The following is a 25957-nucleotide window of genomic DNA, read 5'->3' as shown; positions in this document are numbered from 1 at the left end:
AGGAATCAGTATGCGTTACGCCTCCCAAAGCTAAGCGTAATCTGGGACGAACGTGCCATAATCATGCAATGCCAGTGCTTAAATAACAGGAGTTAAACGTGGTAATTGGACCCTTTATCAATGCGGGAGCCGTATTGCTGGGCGGTGTACTTGGGGCAGTATTAAGTCAGCGCCTGCCGGAGCGTATTCGCGTCTCCATGCCTTCTATTTTTGGCCTGGCGTCGTTAGGGATTGGTATCCTTTTAGTGGTGAAATGCGCCAACCTGCCGGTGATGGTACTGGCGACGCTGCTCGGCGCGCTCATCGGCGAGTTTTGCTATCTGGAAAAAGGTATTAATCACGCAGTAGGCAAAGCCAAAAATCTGATTGCCCGACCAGGCAAGGCAAAGCACGGCACGCACGAGTCGTTTATTCAGAACTACGTTGCGATCATTATTCTGTTCTGCGCCAGCGGCACGGGGATATTCGGTTCGATGCAGGAAGGGATGACCGGCGATCCCAGCATATTGATTGCGAAAGCGTTTCTGGATTTCTTTACTGCCACCTTTTTTGCCACCACCCTCGGCATCGCCGTCGCCGCGATTTGTGTGCCGATGTTGCTTATTCAGCTGGCGCTGGCCACCTGCGCCACGCTGATCCTGCCGCTGACAACGCCAGCGATGATGGCAGACTTTACCGCCGTCGGCGGCCTGTTGCTGCTGGCGACAGGGCTGCGCATCTGTGGCATTAAGATGTTTGCAGTGGTGAACATGCTCCCTGCCCTGCTGCTCGCGATGCCGCTTTCCGCGCTCTGGACGCGCTTTTTCGCTTAAGTTTGCGACGAAATGGTGAGAGAGTGTGCAGTCTGCACCGAAAGCAACAAATTTCGTTGACGCCGGAGGGAGGATCGGGTTTAATGCGCCCCGTTGCCCGGATAGCTCAGTCGGTAGAGCAGGGGATTGAAAATCCCCGTGTCCTTGGTTCGATTCCGAGTCCGGGCACCACCTTTCCTTTTTTATGCTTCCTTATAAATCCCCATGTGTTTGTGATTCAATGAGTTAGCGTAAAATCTTTCCTGATCCGTTTTGGTTTATCGCTGTGTATCCGGAAAATTGTGGGTCAGATTGAGGGTTCATTCAGTTCGATGAACGGAGAGACCCTCATGTTGACTAACAGTAAATCCGCGCTGCGAAACCCCTCGAAAAGTCTTATAAACTCACCGATACACAAGGTCTGTACCTGACGGTATCTGCCAGCGGCTCTAAGCTGTGGTATTTGCGCTACCGTTTTGACGGTAAAGAAAACCGCCTGGCCTTCGTCCCCTATCCGCAGGTTACGCTGGCGGAAGCCCGCGAAAAGCGAGATGCGGCGCGTAAGCTGCTGGTATCGGGCGTTTGCCGCTCCCTGCCCCGCAAGGCGAGAACTGACCCGTCTGGCGCTGGAGCTGAATCTGCACGTCTTTTTGCGCTCCAGCGAGCTACGTCTCGCCCGCTGGGATGAGTTCAATCTGAAGCCCGTATCTGGACGGTGCCTGCACAGCGGGAAGCGGTTAAGGGAGTGAGATTTTCATCGCGTGGCGCGTTCCATGAACAAGCTGATGAGTGAAAACACCATCAAAAAGGCGCTGTGGGTAGTTGGCTACGACACCAAAACCGAGGCTTGCGGTCACGGTTTCAGAACAGTGGGCCTGTAGCGCCCTGAACGAGTCCGCGTGGTCAAAGGATGCCATTGATTAACCACAAGGAGCGCAACGGCGTGCGGGCGGCGTACGAGCATAAGGCGGAGCATCTGGAGGCGCGTATGGAGATGATGCAGTGGTGGTCGGATTATCTGGACGTGAACCGCGAGAGATACATTGCCCCGTATATTTATGCGCGGCGGCATAAGGCAGCCTGAGCCTGCCGGATGACGGCGTATCTGTCGCTGAGTACCCGGTACTGCTGCCTGCCCGCATTCAGCCATCATCTGCCATCCCACCGACTGATAACCCCGTCACCCTCCATCTCCCGGCGACTGCCGTATCGACTGCCTTCCCACACGACTTGCTGACGTTCTCCATGCGCTTAAACATGCTGACGCCTGAACGCCTCTTCCTCTTCCGCCAGTCCGTTGATATGCGCTGCGGCATTGATGTATTTTAGGTGTCACGAAGGATGGGGTACATATCAACATTCTCCATTAGCTGTGAAAATATCTCAATATCTGATAATCCAGATCCCTGGTTATTTCGTGTTATATAACTTTCCGTGCTTACTTAATGTGCTTGTTATATGTATTCCTGGAAATGTTGCCGCTATTTAATTACCTTCGCGAAAGGTATTTCATGACTTAATAAATTTTATGCAGGCCAGAACTTAAATAATAACGTTGATTTGAACAGGTCATAAATAATCTTCATTAACATATATTTTAGCCTGCAAGTGGTCTTTATAAATCATTACCCAAAAGTTTGTCTGGTTTGATTATACTGTTTTATTTATTGTAACTATATTACCAACTAAATCATTCATGGGGTGATTGAATTTATTTTTTAATATTGTAGGGAAATAAAGGTATAATGACTGCCCAATTTGGTAGTTTCGATACTATATAATATGACGATAGGGACTCACTGATGAATATGAAGCCACTGCCAGGTATAATTTGTATCCTTTTACTGGCCGGATGCACAAAATTATCATCTATTGATGGCAGGAAAACCGGAGCGGCTACACCACGCATGGATGCGATTTCCACTCCCACATCACAGCTTACTGACCGGGATGTTTTTGGTGATGAGCTGACGCTGGATATTACGGAAGAAGATATTGAGAATGCGGTGGAGGAAGCCTCGAATGGGTTTGAGATCCCGCAAAATTCTGCCATTATTCTGGTGGAATCGGGATCACGTGCACCTGATGTTATCATGCAGAAAGAAATGCAGCGATATTACCGGGTTTCCACTTTCTCCGGTATTCCTGTCGCCAGGAAAAAAAGGGCGGTTAAACCAGCAACGCCTGCAAAGGAAACAGACAGCGACACGGAAAATTTTTCAGACAGCAAAAACGGCGTGATCAATGCCAATTATATGCAGGCGCTGCGATACATCGGTGCAAAAGGAAGGCAAAAAAACATTGTGGTTTACTGGAGCGAACTTGAAGCCGGGAAATATAATGCGGCCATAAAAGAGGTGGTCTGGAAAAAGTATACAGGCGGGAATATTTCCGGATCATCGCTGCGCTATCTGATCCGGTTTGCTCTGGTGGATGTTGCGACCGGGGAGTGGGCAACGTACTCACCGGCTAATACAGAATTGATGGCTGTTCCGTTGACCGGAAAAACAGACAATAAAAAAGATATGACAGAACAGCAAATTGCAGATCTGAAAAAGAAAACCTGCAAAATGGTGGTTGAGGATCTGGTCAATCGGTACAGCAATAAAATCTGACGGATACGGACTGTGTCGTTCAGGAATATCTGCCGCCGGTGATTTGCGGTGGCAGGCAGCGGTATGAATATTTTCTCGTATCCGGCTTAACTTTTTTCCCTGAACAGAAACCGCGCCAGTGGCCACGCCGCAGACGAGCGCGAATGCGAACGCGGTAAAGTTGCCTGCACCCAACTTGCGAATCTGCATACGTATCGATAACCCGCACGAACGCGGGAGAACGACTGTTTCCAGAAATTCTAAAACTTCATAATTCCAGTCGGAATGATGGTTCAGGGCCAAACCGCTGACTTGATATTTTTTTTAGAGGGTTCAAGACCTAAAATATCAGGCGCAGAGACAAAAAAGGTCTGGCATTGCGGGCAGTGCATAACGGGTTGTTTATAGCTGTTAAGCAATCTGTAGCCGTAATAATCAAATGCTTCAGCCGAACGTTCACAGCATGAGCATTTCCCCTGAACTTTTTCCGGTTCCGGCATATAAGGGATAACTATACCGGTTAATGATTTATAAACAAGCTCAATAGGATTTATTATCAAAACCACCTTTCCTTTCAATTAATAAAACAACATGACACTCACATCAGGAAAAATCTAATTTTTCCAACAAAGAAACATCATCTCAATGCATACAAACCAGTTTCATCTTACGAGCAGAACTGATGGCTTTGTGAAACACGTCATATATAAACCATAAAAAGAAGAATCACAAAACCAATCATATCACCAAGTAATTAACTTATGATTAGCTAGAGATTTAATTCTGTCTGATAAGCATATCATTATCTTTTTTAGGCTGATAAAAATAACTAGAGCCAGAAAATAAAAACATCCGATAATAATTATCACCTGATTCAACGGACATATATATATCTTTTTTTATACATTTTGATTCTGATTTTATATCAGGGAAACAATAAAATTCATCCTCAGCATCATAGGGTGACAATTTTTTATAACCATCACCAAAATTCCATATGTATACAGAAAAATCATTTTCAGGGAGATTGTATTTTCCCAGGATTTTTCTTTCATTTCCTCTCCACCAATTCAGTTTCCCTCTGTCTGTAATAGGGAAGTGTCTGGCGAGAATGTTAAGTTGTTCACCCGGATCGTAATGGATGTCCACGATCTCTACTGGCCTACCTGCCCATAAGTATATAACAATAGAAGAAGATATTATGACGGCAGTCACAATATGAATGGATTTTTTAGTTATTATCCATGACACAATCACATTCCTCATGCAGAATATCGGACTAATTATATTAAAAAAATATCTCACAAGCAGTATATGTACTGTCAGGAATAATACCCTCTAAAACCTGATATTTTTACGGTAGCATTTATCTCTGTAATAAATGGTTTAAAAGCATAGTTCTCTTTCTCATAATGTTGAAGTACAAACCAAATTTTAAAGACATCCCAATGGCTATAAAGCCAATGAGTGATATCATTACTGTCAAGACCAAAGTGATCCTGCATCCTGTAATGTATGGATGCTTCGTAGGTATTCTTAACCACCTTCAGCGATGTTAACGTAATGTGGGTAGCATACATATCGTGGACAGATAACCCCAGCCCATTTATTTTATCCTGGTTCCTGTCAAACTTAGGCAACACTTTATTTTTAATACCGCTTGTCAATTTTGACCTATGGGATTCAGGATATCCTCCAGCATCAAAATCAATATTTTGATCCAGTACACTCTTTATTGACAGATAGGTACTGTTTACTGATTTATCATTCTCAATTTGTTCTTTAGCAGCCAGATCCAGATCTTTACTTGTAAAGACTCCCGAAGTTCTGTTCTGTAGATGATCAACCATTGCAAGGAATACACTGCGATACCCCATGAATGTAAGTTTCGCACTCTCCAGTCTGAAATCGCTGAACAAATTACTAACGACTTCAGCATCAGAAAGAGGTTGAGGAAATTGTGTTACTCCAGGTATAAAAAATTGATTCCGCCAGGGATCAATGGTATCTGACACCTGCTCCAGATGATAATCATTGCGCAATTGCTGTTCTGTTAAATCACCATATTTCATATCCTCAGCCGATTCATCATCCATAAGATGTTTGGTTTTAAATATCATAGTGGGGAACTTCAGTAATGGAACTTTCATAGTATTGCCTTTTTATCCTAAAACGCATCTTCTGTTAAATAAATATCTTCCATAAATAATCTATTAAATTATCTACAGTACATAGTGAGTGGACCTAAGGTCCCCCTTCGGTCTCTCGCAATGCCATACGTGAAATTCTCGCTTCATACGTCTCCGGTCAGGAGAACACTCTCTTTGATGCTGCGCTCCAATGGATGAATAACTCAGGCTTCTGCTTTGACAGTCGCTCCATTAACTGGCGGGATTTATTCATTCACTTATATTGTACATAGGCTCAGATGCAGTCTGAGCGTCCCCTGCACTCACCACCACAGCGCTTTACCACAGCAATCGGGGATGCTTGACATCGATCTCCGTCGGCAGAGCCTGGTGAGGCTGCCATCATTTCCACAAGCTTACGCATATTCCGCATAACACATCCTTAACTGTGCATTTCTGCCTACAGCACACGAGGGTCTTTCCCTCCTGTTCTCATCAATTCTAAAGACCGACTTAGACAACAACCATTATGGAGAGAAATAAATATCCATAGAAAAGGCAGCCTTACACATTAATTTATCAAATAGTAGACAGGAATAATACCATCAGAACTCCAGCTTAATCTTGATGATATTCATCCCTTCCTTAAAGGTAATCTCATATAAAAAACACCTCCATTTTTTGGAAAATAATATATGCCATCCGCACCTGGAATACTTATCTCTCCATATCCAAAATCTATTCTTATATTAGCCATTAATACCTGAAGCCTAGTTAATTTTCCTTGGGAGAAGGATCCTGCTCTGAACACAGAATTACTCTTTTTATAATTTGGACTTGATTGCATAAGACAATAATAGATAATAGAAGAACACCATGATGGACCACCTATGGTATTTAATGATTTAAATTAATGCTTATTATACTTGTCTTCCTATGTGAAATTTACAACACCAACTTTCTCATGAGAATTAAAATTCTCAGATAAATAATTTTCCTCTGACTTTGTATAACTCGCTTTCACTGCTCACTCCATAACCGCGCCCATTTTATAGCCTCACCAAAAGCGATAATCATCAATGGAGCTTGGCGGTACAGGGTGATTTTATTTATTCAACAATGCTCTGTTCCCGTTAAAAATAACCATCTATAGTCATTAAAGCGTTACAGATCTTTCTATCAAACAAGTCAAAAACATGTAAATTCACTAAAAACTTATCTTTATATAAATAATCATGACTAGCTGTTGAAATAGTGAAAGTCTCGACATCTTCATTTTTTTTCTTATTATTAATACGCCATCAAGCCATGAGATATTTGATCGTCACAAAAATTACCCAATGATGCTCTAATGTTTATTAGAGATTTATTATTCCCAGTAAAAATAGAATTAAATAAAGAATCGATTATTCCTTAAGGATAAGTATCAATGTATACTGCTCGTTTAGTGTTCCCCGCTCTTTCATTCCAGCAGGATTAATTGACCGCATATATCCATTTATCAACTCTATGTTGTTTGAAATATTTCTTCCCTTCTGGATTCCCCATGCAAATGCCCCCCCTGCTATCACCTGCTTTCGTTGCAAACGAGATAATACAAGCAAGGAAAATCAATAGATAAGTAAATTTCTTCATGTTATTACAATCATCATTTTGAAAATAAATAACCATTTGCTGCTTTGCATGCCAGTGAACCATCTGGTAAACCATCTAATATGGAGATGAATTTATAAATCTTTATGTCATTTTTTATTTTTTTAAAACTAATAAAATACCCGTAGATACCTGAATCATCACATTGACTCCTGATTTTATCAGGGAATGAAACTGTCATACTCCACACACAAATATTTTTATCAGGAAATTTGACTGATGATTCCAGTGGCATTTCAGATTCCTGTCTACGCCCCCACTCATATGATACCTTGGTCATTTTGGGAAGTACATTTTTTGTGTTATTAAAAAAAGAGTCTTGCGAAATTTCTAATTTTGCAGATTGTATAGCCAATTCAATTAAATTATTTTTATTATTCGATGCAAATATCTCTTTAACTTCAGTTATATCTGATTTACTGAAGCATTCTGAAGTAGTCGCATTAGAATATTCAGCGTATAAAAAAAAGATAAATATTATATATTTCATATAATTCTAGCCTTACAATATTCTCAACGGGTTTTGCCATCTTTTTCTGAGGGTTTATTAGCACCTAGCGATTCTCTCAAAGAACCGATATTATCAAAAACAGGAGTTAAATCCCCACCTTTTTGTATTATCTCTTTCGCATGAAAATAATAACTGACAGGCACATAAAAACCTATAAACTCAAGTCGAAGTTCAGGACGGTCATATACAGCATATCTTGGATTAATAGTTACACTGTCAGTTTGATTCCCTCCTAATAAACCAATTTCCCCGTCTTTTGTTTTGCAATATACCAAGTTCACATGTCCACTTTTTTTTGTGCCTTTCTTATGGAAAACAGTGATAGCTCCAAATATTGGAGTGTCTATTTTTTTAAAGTCAGGACTTTTTGAAAAAAATTGAGAATTTGGTGTCCCTGACATTTTATAACCTGACAATTTTAAACAATAGTTAATAAAAGATGCACACCAGGCATTTTGATCTCCTGCCATAGTTGGGTTACTTGCTCCTGTTAACTTATGATAGTTTATCCCACCATTAGCCTCTTTTACTCTTCCCCATTTCCAGCGTTTCTCAGCTTCTTCATAAGCTACAACCATCCATGGAGCCTCTTTTTGTTCGTGGCTTATTATTGCCACTGGATTCCCGCTATCTTTACCTCCCACGGTCGGTAAATTTGTTGGCTTGTCTGGCGTAGTTGTTGTCTGCGACGAACCAGATTTTTGCCCACCGGCTCCATCCGATGTATGATCCGTATTACCCGCTCCGGCTGTAGGATCACCCGGTAAATCAGGATAAGGTGGAAGAGATTCACCAGTTCCGGAGGATGCCGCGCCACCTGTTTCCGCCGGTGATGAGTCCGCCCCATCAGTCGTATCCGGTGTCCATCCTCCTGATGATAAAGGTCCATCCACTGGATTACCTGTATTGTCAGCACTGGCTCTAGGATCATTTGGTGGAACAGGATAGGATTCACCGTTGCCCACCTGCGGAGATTGCTCTCCCGAATTCACATTATCCGGCTCTTTTTTACCATAAATAACAATTTTCTGCCCAGGATAAATTTTATTAGGATCTTTAATCCTATTGCTCTCAACCAGTTCGGAAACACTCACCTCATACCGGGCAGCAACTTTAGATAGGTTATCTCCGGACTGAACAATATATTCTATCGGCTCAGGCTGACTTTTTTCATGAGGTGGTTCAGGATCGTGGGCTAAAGTATGGGCTTTATATTGAACAAGATATCTTTTCAGAACAATATTTTTACTTTCGTTCCCCGCCTGAGCAGAATAAATCGTTTCATATTCACCGTCTAAATTAGCAGCCTTCACCTCAATATTCATTCCCTCTGTTTTATGAACGATTGGAGCAAGTCTTCCGTACTTATCAGTTTTACAGTCATACTTACGCGTCCCTGCTATAACTTTCAAAGGAAAACCAACAGCAGGACGAACGCCATCAGTGACAGTAATATTAGTGGTGTAAACCCACTTTTCAACTCGTGTTTCTTTTAAATTATAATATCCCTCCTCTTTTTTAACGGCTTTCATAACTGTTTCCAGCGTCGCATCATCCATATTCCCAAAGGTCAATAACGGCGATACGCCACTCTCTGCCAGTATATCTTTCGCATATTTTACAGGGTCATTGCCATCTTTTTCAGGACTATGTATTTTTGCCATTTCACTAATTGTACAATTACGATACAGGTCGCTTCGCAATAGTTTTTTTTCCGTCTCCCAGCCATCTACTTCACATCCATACATACCGAATTTACCACTGACAGTAACTGCAACTGCAAGCCTCAATGGTTGTAAATACTGGCTTTCTTTTCTCCCGTTTGGTCTTACGTTACAGGGGTTTTGCGTACGCCATGGGATTGTGCCTCCCTCACGAATATATACTGTCCCATCTGCCATTTTATACATAGCCCTTTTTTTTATCGTATTGTAGGTTGCTGAAATAAAATTATGGCTCATTAATTTAATCTCCCTTCACTGCCTTAACGTTCGATACATTGAAGATTAATACAGGGGTGCTGTGATATGGACTATCAGCAAACATGGCCTTCCCGCTTAATTCAACATGTTTGCTCAGAAATTTTCTGTATTCATTGTACTGATTATCAACCATAATTATTTGCATTTTTTTACTATAGTGCCGGGTGTCGTCATCCACAGAATTAAAACATCCTAATAATTTATCAGGGTATAAAAACCAGCAATTCATCTTCTCGTCATTTTGAGGATTTTGTCCCCAACCAGGTGGGTCATAAACAGTTTCTCAACACGCCAACTAACGTAACATTATCGCCTTCATCCAGACATGCCGATATTGCAGGTGCAGAAAAGAAAAAGAACCAAAAAAACAATGGCCGCTTTATATTACTCAGTATCTAATTACTCATCATTGCCATGCACTTCGTCAATATCCGCATCTAATGGCCATTGCTCATCCTGCTCCAGTTTTCCGTAATAAAGATCGTTTTCCAAATTATACCACTCATCATCATTTGCAGTATTATCTGATGAAGTGTCATCATTCCCCTGGGCTAAATCCTCAACCCCCCATTCTTCATTACCCATAGTCAGGGTCAGTTCATCTGGTTCATCAAGCATCACTCTCGGCAACCGTCCCGACTGCTCAATCGTCCCTGATGCGAGGACATTTCCTTTACTGTCACTGATCTTATACGGCTGGCCAATTAACCAGCTCATAGTTTCAATGGAACGGTCAGCGCCAGGAAAAGCAAATCGTAAACTCTGCAAGTCAGCTTTATTTTCATCATCAGACTCGCCTGAATCATTCGGGCCGCCCTCCCCATTACCAGTACCTCCGCCGTCGTTATCCTGCCCATCATCCATAAGCGCCTCCAGCACTGCCGGTTGCAGGGTCGGTATACCCGATGCAGCAGCAACTGGCGCAGGTAACAGATACCGCGCAAGGCGCGGCAACGGCCTGGCTGGCCTCCCCTGATCTGGGTAGCTACGGGCAACGGCTGTTACCGCTTCCTGATGTTCCGCCATTGCAACTGCTGGAGACGGGTATGCAGATGATGCGAACAGCAGACAGTCGCTGGCCCGAGAGTCTGCAACAGCAGCAGGCAACGGCTCGGTGGAACGCTGTTCTGCACACGCGGGCGCAGAACAGCCCGAATATGAAAGGCTGGAAACAGGCGCGGGAAAATTTACGGGATTTCGCCGACCTGATGCTGAAAAAAGAAACTGAAAAGCAGGGTTTTACCCTCTCATATATCAAAACAGTGACATGGCAGGCGGAGCGGTTATTGAATCAGGCAACGCCGCTGGAATATCTGCTGACGCAGTACCAGGATGCCCGCGCCCGCAAGCAAAACACTGAAGCTCTGGAAAAAGAGATCAATGAACGGCTGGACGGCGTGTTAAGCCGTTGGCTGCTGCTGCACCTCACAACGCCGGATTCGGCAATGGATAGTGAAGCCGGGCAACCGGTATCCACTAATAATTAAGGTACAAGGAGAACAACAATGGCCAATCTCGTTTATCTGACACTAAACGGAGACATACAGGGAATGATTTCAGCTGGGTGCTCGTCAATGCAGTCCATTGGCAACAAAGCCCAGCTCGCGCATCTGGATGAGATCATGGTCACATCGTTAAGCCACGGTCTGAGCCGCGATCAAAACGTCAATCATCAGATGCTGACCATCATTAAACCCGTGGATAAATCCTCGCCTCTGCTGGGTAAGGCGATTTCGGATAATGAGTGTCTGACCTGTGTTTTTACTTTTTACCGTACCAACCGTTTTGGCATAAATGAACTGTACTACAAGCTCAAACTGACTAATGCCCGAATATCGAATATCAGTCTGAACGTTCCCCATACCATTACCGACAGTGGAGGGCAGCCAGAAGAGTCAATCTCGTTTAGCTATGAAAGCATTAACTGGGAACACTGTATCGCAGGCACCAGCGCTTACAGTCTGTGGAGTGAACGGCTTTTTTAAGGAAGAGATATACGGGGGATGAGCGTTCTGACTTCCAGTCTGTTGTCTATCGCAGATACTTTTTGCAAAAATATCCACAGCCCTGGAAAAAATTGAATATGTCCGATTAACGAAAGGTTATAGGCTGCCCCGGAAGTTTCCTGACTGATTGTAATGATGTTTTCTGCCACAAACCTGCTGGGTGGTATTATTTATGGACAAACGACATCGCTCATTCATACCTGGTTTGTACCGGGCTATCCAGCGATTTTCTTTCCTGGCGACCTGACGTTACAGCAAAGGGATTTAAACCCCTCATCCGGCGCTCCTGCGAGCGTTGATGGAAACACCTGTATCTGACACCCTTACCGTAGATGTTCTGCTGCATTTGCCGGGGTGGTGTATTTATGATGCGCAACGATTTACGTGATTCGTTAACATGGCGAATTAAATCTGGTTAAGCCTGTATGTTGTGGGTTCCAGAAAATCAAAACCACCAGACAGGAGTACCGCACGCAAGTCCCTCAGAGCGCTTAATTCCGTGAGCCTTTCCTGATTGATGTTGTGTACAAGAGGCTGGTTCAACAACTTTTATCCCTTCGCTATCAGATAGTGGCAGGAACCAAACCCACATCTGACGACGTACAAAATAGCTGGCAAATAATGTTAATTGCCTGCAATGCTGGCAATGCTGTAAGGGATAGTTTCGTGGTGGTCTGCCTGGTGGTCTTGAAAATAGCCAAAGATAGTTTTAGTATTTAAAACAGTTCATTAGCTCAAAGGACTACGCCGAGTCCGGGCACCAAATTTCATATTAACGGACCTCCACGGAGGTCCGTTTTTGCATTCTGAACCCGCCAGAATCGACACTTCTGCATTCCCTTAATGACACCCCGACCACTGCGTCAGCAGCGCATGCAGTTTAGCCGGCTCAAGAGGCTTGCGAAGCACCAGGTAACCCTCCTGCTCCGCCTCCAGCAGAACCGGTGAATTAAATTCGCCGCTGACTATCGCGCCGCTCATATCCGGCAGACGGTCAAAAAGCGCTTTCAGGATGTCGAAGCCGCTTTCACCCGATCGCAGGCGCTGGTCGCACAGCACGGCGAACGGCGTAAAGCCGTCGTCGATGATGGCAAACGCTTCTTCAGCGGAGGCCGCACAGCGTACGTCGATTCCCCAGACGCTCATCAGGCTCTCCCAGGCAGACGTCACCAGCGGGTCGTCATCGACGACCAGGCAGGAACCGTGCAGCGGCGCATAGCGTACCGGCGTGGCGGTGTTGTCAGCGGCGGGCGGGGTGTCCAGCACGCTATCTTCGCCAGCATATTGGATAAAGCGCATCCAGAAGCGTGAGCCTTTACCTTCAATGGATTGCATCCCGTATTTTACCTTCATGAGCTTGGCACAACGGGCAACGACGGCCAGCCCCAGCCCGTGTCCGGCGCTGTCGATCTTCCATGCCAGCTCGGGGCGGTAGTAAGGTGAGAAGATTTTGCCCTTCTCTTCATCGGCGATACCGACTCCCGTGTCCCACACCTCCACCATACACTCGTCACCGCGCGGTCGGATGGCGACCAGCACCCCGCCCTGGAGCGTGTAGCGAAGGGCGTTTTGAATCAGGTTAATCAGGGACTGTCGCACCAGCAGTGGATCGCCCATCACGTCGATACGGCGTTTAGGCCGCCGGATGCACAGCCTAAGCGCGCGGCTGTTGGCCTCTTCACGAAACAGCGTGATGACCGAGTCGAGCAGAGCACCGATATCCACTTTGGTCGGGGCAGAGAGGACATTCCCGGATTCTATTTTGCTCAGATCGAGCAGAGAATTGAGCATTAAATGCACCGAGCGAACGCTCTGCTGAAGGTCAAGGAGTTGCGGCGTCAGGCTGTCGTCCCGGTTTCGGTGTAGGATGGCTTCGATCAGAAAGCCCATTGCGTGTACGGGCTGGCGCAGATCGTGACTGGCGGTGGTCAGAAACTGATTTTTATCCAGCAATGCCTGCTCCGCGTCCTCTTTGGCCTGACGAAACTGTTCCGCAAGGCGTGAGCTTTTTTCCTCAAGCAGCGCTTGCTGAATAAAGAACGCATGGGAAGTTAACGCATGGCGGTAAATCGCGAAGCCGTAAAGCAGATTCAGCATGAGCACGATGAACATCAACTCATCCAGCCGCCAGATAATACCGAGGTTCAGCACCCCCCAGGAGGCGAAGAAAAAACGCGTAAAGGTACTGATGACAGGCGTCAGATGCGTCGCATTGGCGGCGACGATGGCGGCAATGCTGATATTAAGTAACAGGAAAAAGTCAAAATTCTGCGTCTGTGGCGTAATTAAATAGAGTGATGAAATTCCCAGCCCGTGAATAAAGGCAATATTATTAATACGCGGAAGCCAGCGTCGCAGAACGTCCCTTTCACCGTTTTCTTTCGCTTCACGCTGATAGCGTCGGTGCAATATTCGTATCGCCACGGCACATAGCAGATAAATAATTATCCAGATAATCGTCGGGCCGAGTTCATCCCCAAGCATATAAATCCAGATGGCGAAAGGAATACCAACAAAGGGTACCGCACTAAAGCTGAATACCAGCCGCAGAAAGGTGTTGTTTAGCAAACGGATCTGCGCCGGAGCAGAGATACCATCATTTTGTAAGCTCTGAAAAAACCTCATTCCGACAGTTCCTGCTTGCCATGCAGAAGCGTGATGGCTTCGACCCGGCTGTTAACGCCTATCTTTTTCAATATATTGCTGATGTGTTCTTTGACCGTGGGCTCAGAAATTGAAAGCTGGGCGGCGATGCGTTTATTTGGCAGGCCGCGCATAATCATATTTAACACGTCTATTTGTCGCGGCGTTAAGTTAAATTTACTTAACTTCTCATTATTCGTCTTAACGTAAATTTCGTTTCCCTCAGGAAACCAGGTCTGATTATCAGTGAGTGCGAAAACGGCCCGCGAGAACATCTCAGGTGGCTCGCTTTTCAATACAAAACCGTGTCCCCCGGCGGCATTAACTTTGCGCCAGATATCATTATTGTCATCCCCGCTGACCACCAGGAGTCGTACCTGTGGGTAAAGTTGCTTTACTTCTTTGAGTAATTTCAGGGCCGTTCCGGAAGAGAGCCAAAAATCGATTACCAGCAAACGTGGCGGGCCATGATCCCTAATTTGGCGGTAGCAATCATCCTCATTCGTCACCACACACGCCTGCTTAAACTGGCAATGTGTAATCAGAAAATTGGCGATGCCGCTTGCTACCAATGGATGGTCATCAACGACTAACGCATAATTCTGTCCCAAAGGAGCCTCCTTTTACCTTCGCATATCTTAGAGTACAGATGAATTATTATCTACCCACCCTACTTTAGGAGGGTTTTTTCGATTAGGAAAGAGAAATATATTATTCGCTGATTTGGGTAAAAGAAAACATAAATACAATCAGTGAAATTAACTGGTTGGATATCAAGGATAATTTATGAAAAAACCACTAATCGTTTTTACCGTTACGTTGATGCTAGCCGGTTGTTCCACGTTGAAAACCGATCAGGCTATTCCACTCCTACAGGCGGAGACCGCTAAAATGCTGGGACTGGGCTCATCGGATGAAATAACTGTATCCAACGTTAATGGCGCCCAGCCGGACGCACTGGGAGGACAAAAACTCTCTTATCGCGCCACGACAGAAAAAGGGCGTATTTTCGATTGTTCATCGATGATGATGCCGGGAATTTTAGGGTCTGCACCGACGCTGAGCGCGCCAACCTGTACACCAGTTGTCACACATAAATAATTAGCACCGTATTAAAAGGCGTACTGAAATAACGCCTTTTACGTTATCTGACGTATCTGAGTTTTCATATAAAAACGATGTTCCTGACATCATGCTAATGAGTACGGAGATAGCCCGTGAATAACTCTACATCACATTCTTTAGCGGTTAAGACACCGCTTTCCAGACTTTACCTCGCTCTATTTTCCGCGCCGCTGTTACTTTTTTTACCTGCCGATGTCGCGCGTGCAGCCGATGCCTTTTTTGATGGCGAGTCGCGTATTACCGAAACGCTGGGTTACACCGGAGATGTTTATGTTGGACGTAACCAACGCGGAAACCTGCTGATCGATAATGGCAAAATCACCGCCTATAACATCAATATCGGTCGGCTGTTCGACGGCCAAATTTATGAAAGCGTGGTCACGGTCCGTGGGCCAGACGCTGAGCTTAACGCGGTGAACGATCGGTACGTCCTGCGCGGCGACCTGAATCTTGGCCTCGGCACCCTGCGAGTCGAAGAGGGCGCGCTGGCGAGCGCAAAGGAGATCGTTGTCGGCACCACCCGCGGCTACGACAGCCACCTAATCGCCACGGGTGCCGGCTCTCGTGTGACCAGTAATTTTCTTAGCGTAGGCACCGATCTGGGCGCACGCTCCACGCTTGCGATTGAAGACGGCGCTGCGCTCAATACCGCTTACGATGCGCGCATCGGCAACGGTACCGGGCCGGGTGAAACCGACACGCTGAGCCCAAAAGCCATCGTCACGGGGAGCGGGTCACAGTGGAACGTTGGCCGTACGTTGACGCTATATGGCGACCTGGATGTGGTGAACGGCGGAACGGTTAACGTTGGCGGCGTGCAGGTGGCGGGCGTCTCCGGCGCAGGGAAAACTGCCGAACTGGTTATTGCAGGCAAGGACTCGCGCTTTACCAGCGGCAGCAGCGTGAGCGTGGGCGATTACGGCAATGGCGTGCTGTCTGTGATTGACGGCGGTTCATTTTCCGCTGGCAGCAATGCGCTGATCGTGGGGACATCGGGTTCCGGCTCGAACCGGGGTGCGCTCATCATCGGCAGCCGCGGCAATATGGACACCGGCACGGGTTTAACTGAGCCAACGCTTGGCACGGCGGGCGGCGCAGGTACCCTCGATGCGAAGACGGCAATCAGCCTTCGTGGCGGACTGTTCGGCAGCTATGTCTACTTCAACCATACCGACGGAAATTACCTCTTCAGCAACACGATGAGCGGTGAAGGTGATGTGATCAACACCTCCGGGCAGACGACGCTGAACGGCGATCTTTCCGCACTCAAGGCGAACGTAACCGCGCGGGGCGGTAAAGTCATCATTGCCAGCAATATTAATACCCAGCCAGAAGACGATATCTTTGACGTCCAGACCCTTAGCGCGGAGAACGGCGGCACGTTGATCCTCAACGCGACGGCGGGTTCAGACGTCAGCAACGGGGTGGGTTATAGCAGCGCCGCGTCAATCAAGTCCGGCGGCACGCTGGGCGGCAACGGGACGCTGGGCCAGACCGAGATCCTGTCCGGCGGACATATCTCGCCCGGCGACGGCAATATCGGTACGTTGACGCTGAAACGCTATCTGAACTTTATCGGCGAATCCTTCTATGACGTGGATATCGCAGGAGATGGCCGCAGCGACCAGCTACTGGTATCGGGTAAAACCACCATCAGCAATCAGGCTAAGGTACAGGTCACCGCGCTGGATCCGCAAACCAGCTATAAAACGGGCCAAAGCTACCGCATTTTGACCTCCGACGGGGGAATCGACGGTGAGTTCGCCGGAGCGATCTCCAAATCCGCATTCCTCGACGTGGCGCTTAAGCAAAGCACCAACGCCGTCGATCTGACCATCGCGCAGAAAGAAACCGGTGGCGAGAATCCTGGAGGAGAAAACCCCGGAGGCGAAAATCCTGGTGGTGAGAATCCTGGCGGTGAAAACCCCGGAGGTGAAAACCCGGGCGGTGAGAATCCTGGCGGTGAAAACCCGGGCAGCGGCAAGCCGGGCATTTTCCAGACCGTGGCCCAAAGCAGCAACCAGTGGAATACCGCTGGCGCGCTCTCCACGCTGACGCAAAGCGGCCCGTCGCTGGCGCTGTATAACTCGCTGCTTCTGCTAAGCGCACCGGAAGCGCGCGAGGCGTTCAACCAGCTTTCTGGTGAAGTTTATCCGTCAATGCAGTCCAACCTGATCGCTGGCAGCACGCAGGTGTTTAACGTGTTAAACCAGCGGATGCAGCGCACGTTTGATAACGGCAGCCTGCCGATACCACCGTTAGCCATGTCGCTGGTGCAGCAGCCGGAGCCGCAAAACAATGGCGTCTGGGGCCAGACCTTCAGCTCCTGGAGCCGAAACAGCGGCGACGGTAACGTGGGCAAGCTGGACGGCAACACCACCGGCTTCCTGCTGGGGGCAGATCGCAAACTGGCGGACCATAACGTGCGTGTCGGCGGCTACTTCGGCTACAGCCGGGGTGATTATGACGTCGACAGCCGTCGCACCTCAACGGATACCGACAACTATCACCTTGGTCTGTATGCGGCGGGTCAACAGGATGCGTTCTCCCTTCGCGGCGCGCTGGGTTACACCTGGCACAAGATCGAAGGCGAGCGCAATGTTGATTTCAGCGGCTTCTCGGATCAGCTGAAGTCAGATTACGACGCGAACTCCCTGCTGGCGTTCACCGAAGCGGGCTACCGTTTCGGCCAGCCAGACAGGAATATTGAGCCGTTCGTCAATTTATCGTACATCCGGCTGCATACCGACAGCTTCAGGGAAGACGGCGGTGCCGCTGCGCTGAGCGTCCGTAACGAAACGATGAACACCTTCTATACGACACTCGGGTTGCGCGGTGTGACCGAGTTGCCGAAGCACGTTAACCTCTACGGTTCGTTGGGCTGGCAGCACGCCTATGGCGATAAGAATACCTCTTCGCGCATGGCGTTTGCGGGCAGCGACGCGTTCATTACTCAGGGACAGGCCGTGGATGAGGATGTGATGGTCGGTGATATCGGCGTGAGCGTACAGCTGTCGCGTGCTGCGACGCTGGATGTGGGTTACCAGGGACAATATGGTGCGGATACCCGCGTCAACTCTGTTAACGCCAATCTGCGCTGGTCGTTCTGAATTATTTCCATTAAAAGAACCCGCCCTCGTGGCGGGTTTCTGCTTTTGGCTTCTGACGAAGCTAGGGATCGTTCCCAACCACGTCCAGCAGTTTGTTTTTAAAGATAAACAAACACGCCTCGTTGAAGTTACCTGCTCCTAACCGCTCCGACAGCACCGTTCGCTTGCGATAGAGGCTTTTAACCGACATATTCAGCTTATCTGCAATCTCTTCCATTGACCTCCCTGCCTTCAGCAACCTGATCATTATCGCTTCGTGTCGACTCAGCCGTAAGTTAAGCAGCCATTTGGTTGTCAGACGCCTGCCTTTCATATCAAGCACCAGATTGAATAACGACGCCATATCCGGAGCCGTAAGCGACGTGTTCATAAACAGCTTCATACTGAGAAGATCCTCCTCTCGAGGACGCATATCCAGCATAACGCAGCAGATCGTTTTTCTCGTTCTGGCCGGATGGCGTATCAGGTAATCATATAAACGGAGCGGCGTACGGCTATCAATCAGTACAGTATATTCATTTGCGTCGGTATCAAATATGTTTCTGTCTATCGAACTGAGGCAAATTATATCCGGGAAAAATAGCCGCATCCCCCTGACAAGGAAACAATCCTGAGTCACTAACACTATTGAAGTCGCCACTAACCATCCCTTTTAGATTAAAGCAAGCCCGCCTCTTAAGAAACAAGAACGCTTTCGTTTATAGCGCTTTACATTTACGGCAAATGTTTTCTGGCTTTGATCATCCCTCAATATGACATTGGTGAGCTAGACTTTTTGCAGACTATCACTCAATGTCTGTCGTTAATTATAAATAAAAAAGAATTTCAGAAAAGTCACTTCTCTGAACATTAAGAATTTTTGTCATGAAACTTCCCAAACATGTACCAGAAAGTACTTTAATTAACTCAGCAGAACTTCATTTCGAATATAACAAAACAGGAAGCAGAGAAAGAAAAACCATTTAACATCAATCAGTTAAAAAGAACAATCCTGCACTGAATTATCTAAAAAACTTACTTCTTCCAGAATTATCCCAAAACCTCTCAGCCGCTTTTCAACTTATTTATCCCCCAACATATCGGGTGTACATTAAGCCCAATCAGACCACTGAGATGAGGGCTCATAATTACCTTTAAGTAAGTACCCCATAACGTAGCATCATTCAGATTTAATGTTCTCCTTTATGCCCTTTAACACAGAGTTAAAAGGCGGCCGTGTTATGCAATGGATTCACGATAAACAAATGGCAAATAGATATGGAAAGATCGCTTAGCTTCACTACGTTATTCTTTTATCGCACCACAATATTATTGCTCCTGCTTTTACTCTTTCCTGTTCTGGTTCAGGCTGATGAATCCGTTTATGAGCATCAGATACAACAGGCACGTAACGGTAATTACGCTCTGTTTCTTGAATACCTACAGCGCTATGAGCAACAGCATGCTTTAACACCCGGACAGGTTGCGGACTGGTTACAGGTAGCCTCCTGGGCAGGACGCGATGATGAGGTTATCCGGGTCTGGCAGCGTTATGGTATTTATATGCCGCTGCCCGCTCGCGCCATCGCTGCCGTCGCCCAGTCCAGAAGAAACCAAAAAGCCTGGCCATCCGCCTTATCGCTGTGGAAAGAGGCGCTCAGCCTTGCGCCGGATAACGACGATTACCGCATCGGCTATGTTAAGACCCTGGCCGATGCCCGCAGAGATCGCCTCGCGCTTTCGGAAGCCCGGCAGCTGGTTAAGGACGCTCCTTCTCCCGCGCACCTTGAGACGCTCTCCTATGTCTGGATGCGCCAGGGAAAAAACGGGGACCGGCTGCTGGCGGACATGCGCGCGCTGAACGCCGCACCCGGGAATAATGCCCTTCTTCGCGAGACGATCGATGCGTTAACGGAAAACCGGGTAAGCACGCCCGCACTCTGGCTGTCGCAAAGTGTGGCGATGTCTCCCGCGGAGCGCCGCCGCCTTGAGCGTAACGCCGCGGCTGAAAGGGTACGCCTGGCGGATGTGCCTGGCAGAACGGAGAAAGAGCGCCTGCGGCTGGCACAAAACGCATTAGATCGTTACCAGGCCCTGCTTTCTCGCTGGCAAAACGACCCGCAGGCGGCTGAAGACGTCATCCTTGCCCGTATCGATCGGCTTGGCGCCCTGTATGCGAAGGGTGATTACCGGCAGGTCATTAGCGAATACGAGTCGCTGACGGCCGCACAGCATCCGGTGCCGGACTGGGCCATCGGCTGGGTGATCTCTGCATATTTGCAGGAGAAAAATGCCGTCGCCGCCTTCTCGCTTGTGCAACGCTATCCACACTACGCCTCCGATCCGCAGGATGAGGAGCATGCGCTTTTCTACGCCTGGCTGGATACGGGGCAGTATCAGACCGCCCGCCGCTACGTTGAGCGCGAGACCCGCAGCGTTCCCTGGACCCGCTACGATTTCGGATCCCCGACCGCTCAGCCGAACGATCGGTGGCTCACCGGACAGTCTCTCAAACTTAACTATTTGCTGGCGACCAACGCCCTGCCGGAGGCCGAAAAGCTGTCGTATCGTCTGGCGTCAACGGCGCCGGGAAATCAGGGATTACAGATTGATTATGCCGCCCTGCTTCAGGCCAGAGGCCTGCCGCGCGCGGCCGAGCAAAAGCTTAAACAAGCAGAGGCGCTTGAACCCGCGAATCTGGAGCTTGAAAAACAGCAGGCTTACGTCGCAATGGACCTTCAGGAGTGGCGTCAGATGGATTTACTGGCTGATGACGTGATTGCTCGCGCCCCCGCCGATCGCAGCGCCCGTCGCCTGGACAGGCTCAGAGCGGTCCACCACATGTCTGAGCTGCGTCTGAACGCGGGTAAAGGATTGCACTCAGATAACCCCGTCAGCGGTAGCCACGACATGAGCTGGGACGCCACGCTCTATGGCCCGCCCGTGGCGGATAACTGGCGGCTGTTTGCCGGCGCCCGCTATGCCCAGGGGAATTTCGACGAAGGTAAAGGCATCAGCCGCCACCTGTTGGGCGGCGTTGAGTGGCGCCCACGTGACCTCACGCTCGAAGCCGAGCTCTCCAGCAACCGCTATCACGGCACAAACAGGCCGGGCGCACGGCTCTCAACAACCTACAGCCTGAGTGATAACTGGCAGGTCAGCGGTAACCTCGAACACTTGTCACGTGCGACACCCTTACGGGCATTACGCAATGGGATCAGCGCCAACCGGGGTGAAGGTGGGGTGCGCTGGTATCAAAACGAGCGACGTGAATACCAGTTCAACGCCGCCGTCAGCCGCTTCTCGGACCACAACCGCCGTCAGGAATACACCCTCTCTGGGAAAGAGCGTCTCTGGCAGACCCCGACCCTGACGCTGGATCTCGAACCGGGGATCGCCGCCAGTAAAAACAGCCTGCGGAATACGCTCTATTACAACCCGGCACGGGATCTGTCCGTGACGGCTGCCCTGTCCGTTGACCATGAGATGTACCGCCACTACGACACCCTCTGGAGCCAGCAGTTCGTGGCAGGAGGGGGCAGCTACTGGCAGAAAAATCAGTCCGCGGGTGCCGTTACCCTGCTGGGTTACGGGCAACGCATCCAGTGGAACAACGTTGTCGATACTGGCGTGATGCTGAACTGGGATAAGCGCCCTTACGACGGCAAACGCGAGAGCAATCTCTCCGTCACGTTAGATGCGACTTTACGCTTTTAAGGATGAATATGCTGAACACACGTTTTTCTGTAAGCCTGATCGTCATCGGCTGGCTCTGCCTCAGCGCGAGCCTCTGCGCGCAGCCGCTCTCCTTTATGGCCCCTGAAAAGAGGCCGCAGCTGGAGGCCAGCAAACCCTGGCCGGAGAATCAGTTTCTGGTCCTGGCCTACCACGACGTTGAAGATGATGCCGCCGATCAGCGCTACCTCTCCGTTCGCACCAGCGCGTTAAACGAGCAGATAAGCTGGCTTTTGCACAACGGCTATCACGCCATCAGCGTGCAGGACATTCTGGATGCGCATGAAGGGAAAAAAGCGCTGCCGCCGAAAGCCGTTTTGCTCAGCTTTGACGACGGCTACAGCAGCTTTTACACCCGGGTCTGGCCTCTGCTTCAGGCCTGGAACGTTCCTGCGCTGTGGGCGCCGGTGGGCAGTTGGGTGGATACGCCGGCAAATCAAAAAGTTAACTTCGGCGGTCTGATGACGCCCCGCGATCGCTTTGCCACCTGGGATATGGTTCGCGAGCTCAGCCAGTCCCCGCTGATTGAGATTGGCTCGCATACCTGGGCCTCGCATTACGGCATTCCGGCCAACCCGCAGGGAAGCCGTGAACCCGCCATCGCCAGCCGTTTTTATGATAACGCGACGGGGCATTACGAAACCGATGAACACTTCAACCAGCGGATCGCCGCAGACGTACGCAAAGTCACCGATAAAATCACCCAGGTGACGGGAAAAGCGCCGCGTGCCTGGGTGTGGCCCTATGGGGCTGCCAACGGTACGTCGCTCGCTATCGCCCAAAAACAGGGCTATCAGTTGGCCTTTACCCTGGAGGACGGGCTGGGAAACGTGCGCGACCTCGGCAACATCCCGCGCCTGCTGATCGCCGGAAATCCGTCGATAAAAACCTTTGCCAACACGGTTAGCCGCGTTCAGGAGTTTGACCCGGTGCGCGTCATGCATGTCGATCTCGATTACGTCTACGATCCCGATCCGGCCCAGCAGACGAAAAACATCAACAAATTCGTCCAGCGGGTCTACGACATGAAAATCAGCCATGTGTTTCTCCAGGCGTTTTCGGATCCGCGGGGCGACGGCAGGATCGATGCGCTCTATTTCCCCAACCGCCGGCTTCCGGTCCGGGCCGATCTCTTTAATTTTGTCGCCTGGCAGCTACAAACCCGCGCGGGAGTGAAAGTCTTCGCGTGGATGCCGGTTCTCTCTTTCGATCTCAGTCCAGCCTTGCCGCGCGTGCAGCGCCGGGATCGTCAAACGGGAGAGTTGACCGTGGCCGCCGAGCCCTATATCAGGCTCTCCCCCTGGAGTCCGCAGGTTCGCCAGCAGGTGACGGAGATCTATGAAGATCTGGCCCGCTATGCCAGCTTCAATGGCATCTTATTTCATGACGACGCGGTGCTGACGGACGTTGACGATGCCGGACAGGACACGACCCGACAGAAGAGTCAGCGACTTATCGGCTTTACCCGCACCCTGAGCCAGGCGGTGAAAAACATCCGTGGCCCGCAGATCAAAACCGCGCGGAACATGTTCGCGTTGCCCATTCTCGAGCCGGAAAGCGAGGCATGGTTTGCGCAAAATCTCGATGATTTTCTGGCGGCCTACAACTGGACGGTGCCGATGGCAATGCCGCTGATGGAGTCCGTCCCGGCAGAAGAGAGCAATGCCTGGCTGACGCGTTTAGTCAAAGCCGTCGCCGCACGCCCCGGCGCGCTGAATAAAACGATTTTTGAGCTACAGGCCAGGGACTGGGCACAGAAACCGCAGCGTGCCGTAGCCGATGAACGTCTGATGGAGTGGATGCGGGTGCTCCAGCTGAACGGCATCAAAAATTACGGTTATTACCCCGACGACTTCCTCAACAACCAACCTGATATTTCACGTATCAGACCTGAATTTTCTTCGTACTGGTATCCTGACAATGACTGATCGCATTATCGCCTTCTCTATTTTGTGTCTGGTATTCGGGTTGCCGTTAGGCGTAGCCGCGCTGTTTACCGGCGAACTGATTCTGGACTTTGTCTTTTTCTGGCCGCTGTTTATGTCCGTGCTCTGGGTAACCGGCGGCCTCTATTTCTGGTTTCAGCTTGAACGGCACTGGTCGTGGGATAACGCAACACCCGCCCCCGCCTTAGCCGGTGAGCCGTTAATCTCGATTCTTATTCCCTGCTTCAATGAGGAACGCAACGCACGGGAGACCATTAGCGCCGCGCTGGGTCAGCGGTACTGGAATGTGGAAGTTATCGCCATCAACGACGGTTCTTCTGATAACACGGCGGAGGTACTGCAACAGCTGGCGCGAGAGCAACCGCGCCTGCGGGTGATTAATCTCGCGGAGAACCAGGGGAAAGCCGTGGCGCTCAAGGCCGGCGCTGCGGCGGCCCGGGGCGATTTGCTGGTCTGCATTGACGGCGACGCCCTGCTCGACCGCGACACCGCGGCGTATCTGGTGGCACCGCTGATTCAGTATCCCCACGTTGGGGCCGTCACCGGGAATCCGCGTATTCGCACGCGCTCAACGCTGATTGGCCGCATTCAGGTGGGCGAGTTTTCTTCCATTATTGGCCTTATCAAGCGAACGCAGCGGATCTATGGCCGGGTCTTTACCGTCTCCGGCGTCATCGCCGCCTTTCGCCGACAGGCGCTGGCGGATGTCGGGTACTGGAGCCCGGACATGATCACAGAGGATATCGACATAAGCTGGAAGCTTCAGCTTCGCCACTGGGATATCTTTTTCGAGCCGCGGGCACTGTGCTGGATCCTGATGCCGGAGACGCTAAAGGGGCTGTGGAAACAGCGTCTGCGCTGGGCGCAGGGGGGGGCAGAGGTGTTTCTGGTTAACCTGCGCAAGATGGCCCGCTGGGAGCATCATCGCATGTGGCCCCTGTTTCTTGAGTACGCGCTATCAACGCTGTGGGCGTTTGCCTATGGGGCGACCGTGGTGTTGTTCATTCTCAGCCATATTATCCCTCTTCCCGCGAACCTGGCCGTTGCGAGCCTGTTTCCACCGGCGTTTACCGGGCTGCTGCTGGGCGTGATGTGCCTGCTGCAATTCCTCGTCAGTTTGTATATCGAGCGGCGCTACGAGCGGAAAGTGGCAGGCTCGCTGTTCTGGGTAATCTGGTTCCCGATGGTGTACTGGATGATTGGCCTGTTTACCACCCTTGTGGCATTTCCGAAAGTCATGCTTAAACGTAAACGCGCCCGCGCGCGCTGGATCAGTCCGGACCGGGGTAAAGGGAGCATTCAATGAACGAGAATACGTTAATTTTGACTGAACATCGGCTGGCACCGCGTCTTTTCGATGCCGCATTAACGCTGATAGCCTGGGGAGGATTCCTGTTTTTCCTTTACGCCAGGCTGTGGATGCAGTTAACCGAGGAGGGCGATCACCGCTGGAGCGTGATTATCGCCTCTTTTAATACGGTGCTGGTCTATCTGCTGATTGCCGCGTTCAACGGCTGGCTGCTGATCCTGTGGTATCAGTACAATCGCCGCCGCGCGCATGTGAGGCGGCGTCATCCGGAAATGTTGCGCCATGACGAGCTTGCCCAAAGTTTTAACGTCACGCCGCAAATTATGTCCGAGATGAGCCAGTACAACTTGCTGACGGTTTACCATGACCAGATTGGCCGGATCATTGATTTGAAGATCAGCGAGCAGCAGGAAGAGGAAGAGCAGTAATGAAACGCCCCCGCAA

Annotated in this window: 19 protein-coding genes, 1 tRNA gene and 2 pseudogenes; 12 read left to right on the top strand and 10 right to left on the bottom strand. The window is 49.4% G+C overall.

Going from position 1 to position 25957, the window contains the following annotated elements:
• Positions 1 to 98 precede the first annotated feature (98 nt).
• The 4 genes and pseudogenes from ACWKXX_RS20390 to ACWKXX_RS20375 all read left to right on the top strand — a co-directional run bounded on the left by ACWKXX_RS20390 (position 99) and on the right by ACWKXX_RS20375 (position 3406).
• The gene (locus tag ACWKXX_RS20390) at positions 99 to 812 is read left to right on the top strand and encodes a DUF554 domain-containing protein (RefSeq protein ID WP_261666005.1); all 714 of its coding nucleotides are present in this window, start codon (positions 99 to 101) and stop codon (positions 810 to 812) included.
• Between the two features lie 95 nt (positions 813 to 907).
• Positions 908 to 983: transfer RNA gene (locus ACWKXX_RS20385), tRNA-Phe, on the top strand.
• Between the two features lie 158 nt (positions 984 to 1141).
• Positions 1142 to 1875 (top strand): annotated as a pseudogene (locus ACWKXX_RS20380) (tyrosine-type recombinase/integrase).
• A gap of 718 nt (positions 1876 to 2593) precedes the next feature.
• A complete protein-coding gene (locus ACWKXX_RS20375) occupies positions 2594 to 3406 on the top strand; it encodes a hypothetical protein (RefSeq protein ID WP_150325989.1) in 813 nt (270 codons plus the stop codon).
• Between the two features lie 272 nt (positions 3407 to 3678).
• Here ACWKXX_RS20375 and ACWKXX_RS20370 read toward each other — a convergent pair whose 3' ends face one another.
• The 7 genes from ACWKXX_RS20370 to ACWKXX_RS20340 all read right to left on the bottom strand — a co-directional run bounded on the left by ACWKXX_RS20370 (position 3679) and on the right by ACWKXX_RS20340 (position 10524).
• Entirely contained in the window at positions 3679 to 3945 is a 267-nt protein-coding gene (locus ACWKXX_RS20370; RefSeq protein ID WP_150325990.1) for a hypothetical protein, read from the bottom strand.
• Positions 3946 to 4162: 217 nt separating this feature from the next.
• A complete protein-coding gene (locus ACWKXX_RS20365) occupies positions 4163 to 4636 on the bottom strand; it encodes a DUF943 family protein (RefSeq protein WP_174951915.1) in 474 nt (157 codons plus the stop codon).
• Between the two features lie 71 nt (positions 4637 to 4707).
• The gene (locus ACWKXX_RS20360; RefSeq protein ID WP_261666003.1) at positions 4708 to 5535 is read right to left on the bottom strand and encodes a DUF3289 family protein; all 828 of its coding nucleotides are present in this window, start codon (positions 5533 to 5535) and stop codon (positions 4708 to 4710) included.
• Positions 5536 to 7162: 1627 nt separating this feature from the next.
• On the bottom strand, positions 7163 to 7657 hold the full coding sequence (locus ACWKXX_RS20355; protein WP_261666002.1) for a sugar ABC transporter permease: 495 nt from the start codon (positions 7655 to 7657) through the stop codon (positions 7163 to 7165).
• Between the two features lie 23 nt (positions 7658 to 7680).
• Positions 7681 to 9639 carry a LysM peptidoglycan-binding domain-containing protein gene (locus tag ACWKXX_RS20350; protein WP_072047920.1) on the bottom strand — a complete coding sequence of 653 codons (1959 nt, stop codon included), beginning with the start codon at positions 9637 to 9639 and terminating at the stop codon, positions 7681 to 7683.
• A gap of 4 nt (positions 9640 to 9643) precedes the next feature.
• Complete coding sequence (locus ACWKXX_RS20345) at positions 9644 to 9805, bottom strand: DUF4431 domain-containing protein (protein ID WP_454534778.1); 162 nt, start codon at positions 9803 to 9805, stop codon at positions 9644 to 9646.
• A 254-nt stretch (positions 9806 to 10059) separates the two neighbouring features.
• On the bottom strand, positions 10060 to 10524 hold the full coding sequence (locus ACWKXX_RS20340) for a hypothetical protein (protein WP_261666000.1): 465 nt from the start codon (positions 10522 to 10524) through the stop codon (positions 10060 to 10062).
• Between the two features lie 32 nt (positions 10525 to 10556).
• Here ACWKXX_RS20340 and ACWKXX_RS20335 point away from each other — a divergent pair.
• A pseudogene (locus ACWKXX_RS20335) lies at positions 10557 to 11147 on the top strand (VasL domain-containing protein); the annotation flags it as partial.
• Positions 11148 to 11165: 18 nt separating this feature from the next.
• A complete protein-coding gene (locus ACWKXX_RS20330) occupies positions 11166 to 11645 on the top strand; it encodes an Hcp family type VI secretion system effector (RefSeq protein ID WP_045349740.1) in 480 nt (159 codons plus the stop codon).
• Between the two features lie 861 nt (positions 11646 to 12506).
• Here the strand turns inward: ACWKXX_RS20330 and ACWKXX_RS20325 are convergent.
• Together ACWKXX_RS20325 and ACWKXX_RS20320 are read right to left on the bottom strand one after the other, a co-directional pair.
• Positions 12507 to 14291 (bottom strand): hybrid sensor histidine kinase/response regulator, encoded by a 1785-nt coding sequence (locus tag ACWKXX_RS20325; protein WP_032619037.1) that lies wholly within the window; start codon positions 14289 to 14291, stop codon positions 12507 to 12509.
• Positions 14288 to 14920 carry a LuxR C-terminal-related transcriptional regulator gene (locus ACWKXX_RS20320; RefSeq protein ID WP_454540848.1) on the bottom strand — a complete coding sequence of 211 codons (633 nt, stop codon included), beginning with the start codon at positions 14918 to 14920 and terminating at the stop codon, positions 14288 to 14290. Before ACWKXX_RS20320 ends, ACWKXX_RS20325 begins: the two co-directional genes overlap by 4 nt.
• A 175-nt stretch (positions 14921 to 15095) precedes the next feature.
• On the opposite strand from ACWKXX_RS20320, the gene ACWKXX_RS20315 reads away from it, so the two are divergent.
• Positions 15096 to 15410: a lipoprotein gene (locus tag ACWKXX_RS20315; protein ID WP_045327498.1), complete on the top strand. Its 315-nt coding sequence runs from the start codon at positions 15096 to 15098 to the stop codon at positions 15408 to 15410.
• 116 nt (positions 15411 to 15526) lie between these two features.
• A complete protein-coding gene (locus ACWKXX_RS20310; RefSeq protein ID WP_261665998.1) occupies positions 15527 to 18544 on the top strand; it encodes an autotransporter family protein in 3018 nt (1005 codons plus the stop codon).
• A 61-nt stretch (positions 18545 to 18605) separates the two neighbouring features.
• On the opposite strand, the gene ACWKXX_RS20305 is transcribed toward ACWKXX_RS20310, so the two are convergent.
• Positions 18606 to 19133, bottom strand: coding sequence for a helix-turn-helix transcriptional regulator (locus ACWKXX_RS20305; protein ID WP_045324834.1), 528 nt, complete (start codon positions 19131 to 19133; stop codon positions 18606 to 18608).
• Between the two features lie 668 nt (positions 19134 to 19801).
• Here ACWKXX_RS20305 and pgaA point away from each other — a divergent pair.
• Genes pgaA through pgaD form a run of 4 tightly spaced genes read left to right on the top strand, consistent with a single transcriptional unit; the run spans position 19802 to position 25941 of the window.
• Complete coding sequence (gene pgaA / locus ACWKXX_RS20300) at positions 19802 to 22240, top strand: poly-beta-1,6 N-acetyl-D-glucosamine export porin PgaA (RefSeq protein WP_047738270.1); 2439 nt, start codon at positions 19802 to 19804, stop codon at positions 22238 to 22240.
• A gap of 8 nt (positions 22241 to 22248) precedes the next feature.
• Positions 22249 to 24186 (top strand): poly-beta-1,6-N-acetyl-D-glucosamine N-deacetylase PgaB, encoded by a 1938-nt coding sequence (pgaB, locus tag ACWKXX_RS20295; protein ID WP_454540847.1) that lies wholly within the window; start codon positions 22249 to 22251, stop codon positions 24184 to 24186.
• Positions 24179 to 25510, top strand: coding sequence for a poly-beta-1,6-N-acetyl-D-glucosamine synthase (gene pgaC, locus ACWKXX_RS20290; protein WP_015571860.1), 1332 nt, complete (start codon positions 24179 to 24181; stop codon positions 25508 to 25510). Before pgaB ends, pgaC begins: the two co-directional genes overlap by 8 nt.
• Positions 25507 to 25941 (top strand): poly-beta-1,6-N-acetyl-D-glucosamine biosynthesis protein PgaD, encoded by a 435-nt coding sequence (pgaD, locus tag ACWKXX_RS20285; protein WP_015571861.1) that lies wholly within the window; start codon positions 25507 to 25509, stop codon positions 25939 to 25941. Before pgaC ends, pgaD begins: the two co-directional genes overlap by 4 nt.
• Positions 25942 to 25957: the final 16 nt, after the last annotated feature.

The organism is Enterobacter sp. UPMP2061 (genome assembly GCF_053709615.1).
This window is presented reverse-complemented; position numbering and strand designations above follow the sequence as displayed.

Coding starts and splice junctions, on each gene's coding strand:
- ACWKXX_RS20360 (WP_261666003.1), bottom strand. CDS start 5,535: ATGAAAGTTCCATTACTGAAGTTCCCCACTATGATATTTAAAACCAAA.
- ACWKXX_RS20330 (WP_045349740.1), top strand. CDS start 11,166: ATGGCCAATCTCGTTTATCTGACACTAAACGGAGACATACAGGGAATG.
- pgaA (WP_047738270.1), top strand. CDS start 19,802: ATGGAAAGATCGCTTAGCTTCACTACGTTATTCTTTTATCGCACCACA.
- ACWKXX_RS20305 (WP_045324834.1), bottom strand. CDS start 19,133: ATGCGGCTATTTTTCCCGGATATAATTTGCCTCAGTTCGATAGACAGA.
- pgaC (WP_015571860.1), top strand. CDS start 24,179: ATGACTGATCGCATTATCGCCTTCTCTATTTTGTGTCTGGTATTCGGG.
- ACWKXX_RS20375 (WP_150325989.1), top strand. CDS start 2,594: ATGAATATGAAGCCACTGCCAGGTATAATTTGTATCCTTTTACTGGCC.
- ACWKXX_RS20340 (WP_261666000.1), bottom strand. CDS start 10,524: ATGGATGATGGGCAGGATAACGACGGCGGAGGTACTGGTAATGGGGAG.
- pgaB (WP_454540847.1), top strand. CDS start 22,249: ATGCTGAACACACGTTTTTCTGTAAGCCTGATCGTCATCGGCTGGCTC.
- ACWKXX_RS20325 (WP_032619037.1), bottom strand. CDS start 14,291: ATGAGGTTTTTTCAGAGCTTACAAAATGATGGTATCTCTGCTCCGGCG.
- ACWKXX_RS20355 (WP_261666002.1), bottom strand. CDS start 7,657: ATGAAATATATAATATTTATCTTTTTTTTATACGCTGAATATTCTAAT.
- ACWKXX_RS20315 (WP_045327498.1), top strand. CDS start 15,096: ATGAAAAAACCACTAATCGTTTTTACCGTTACGTTGATGCTAGCCGGT.
- pgaD (WP_015571861.1), top strand. CDS start 25,507: ATGAACGAGAATACGTTAATTTTGACTGAACATCGGCTGGCACCGCGT.
- ACWKXX_RS20350 (WP_072047920.1), bottom strand. CDS start 9,639: ATGAGCCATAATTTTATTTCAGCAACCTACAATACGATAAAAAAAAGG.
- ACWKXX_RS20345 (WP_454534778.1), bottom strand. CDS start 9,805: ATGCAAATAATTATGGTTGATAATCAGTACAATGAATACAGAAAATTT.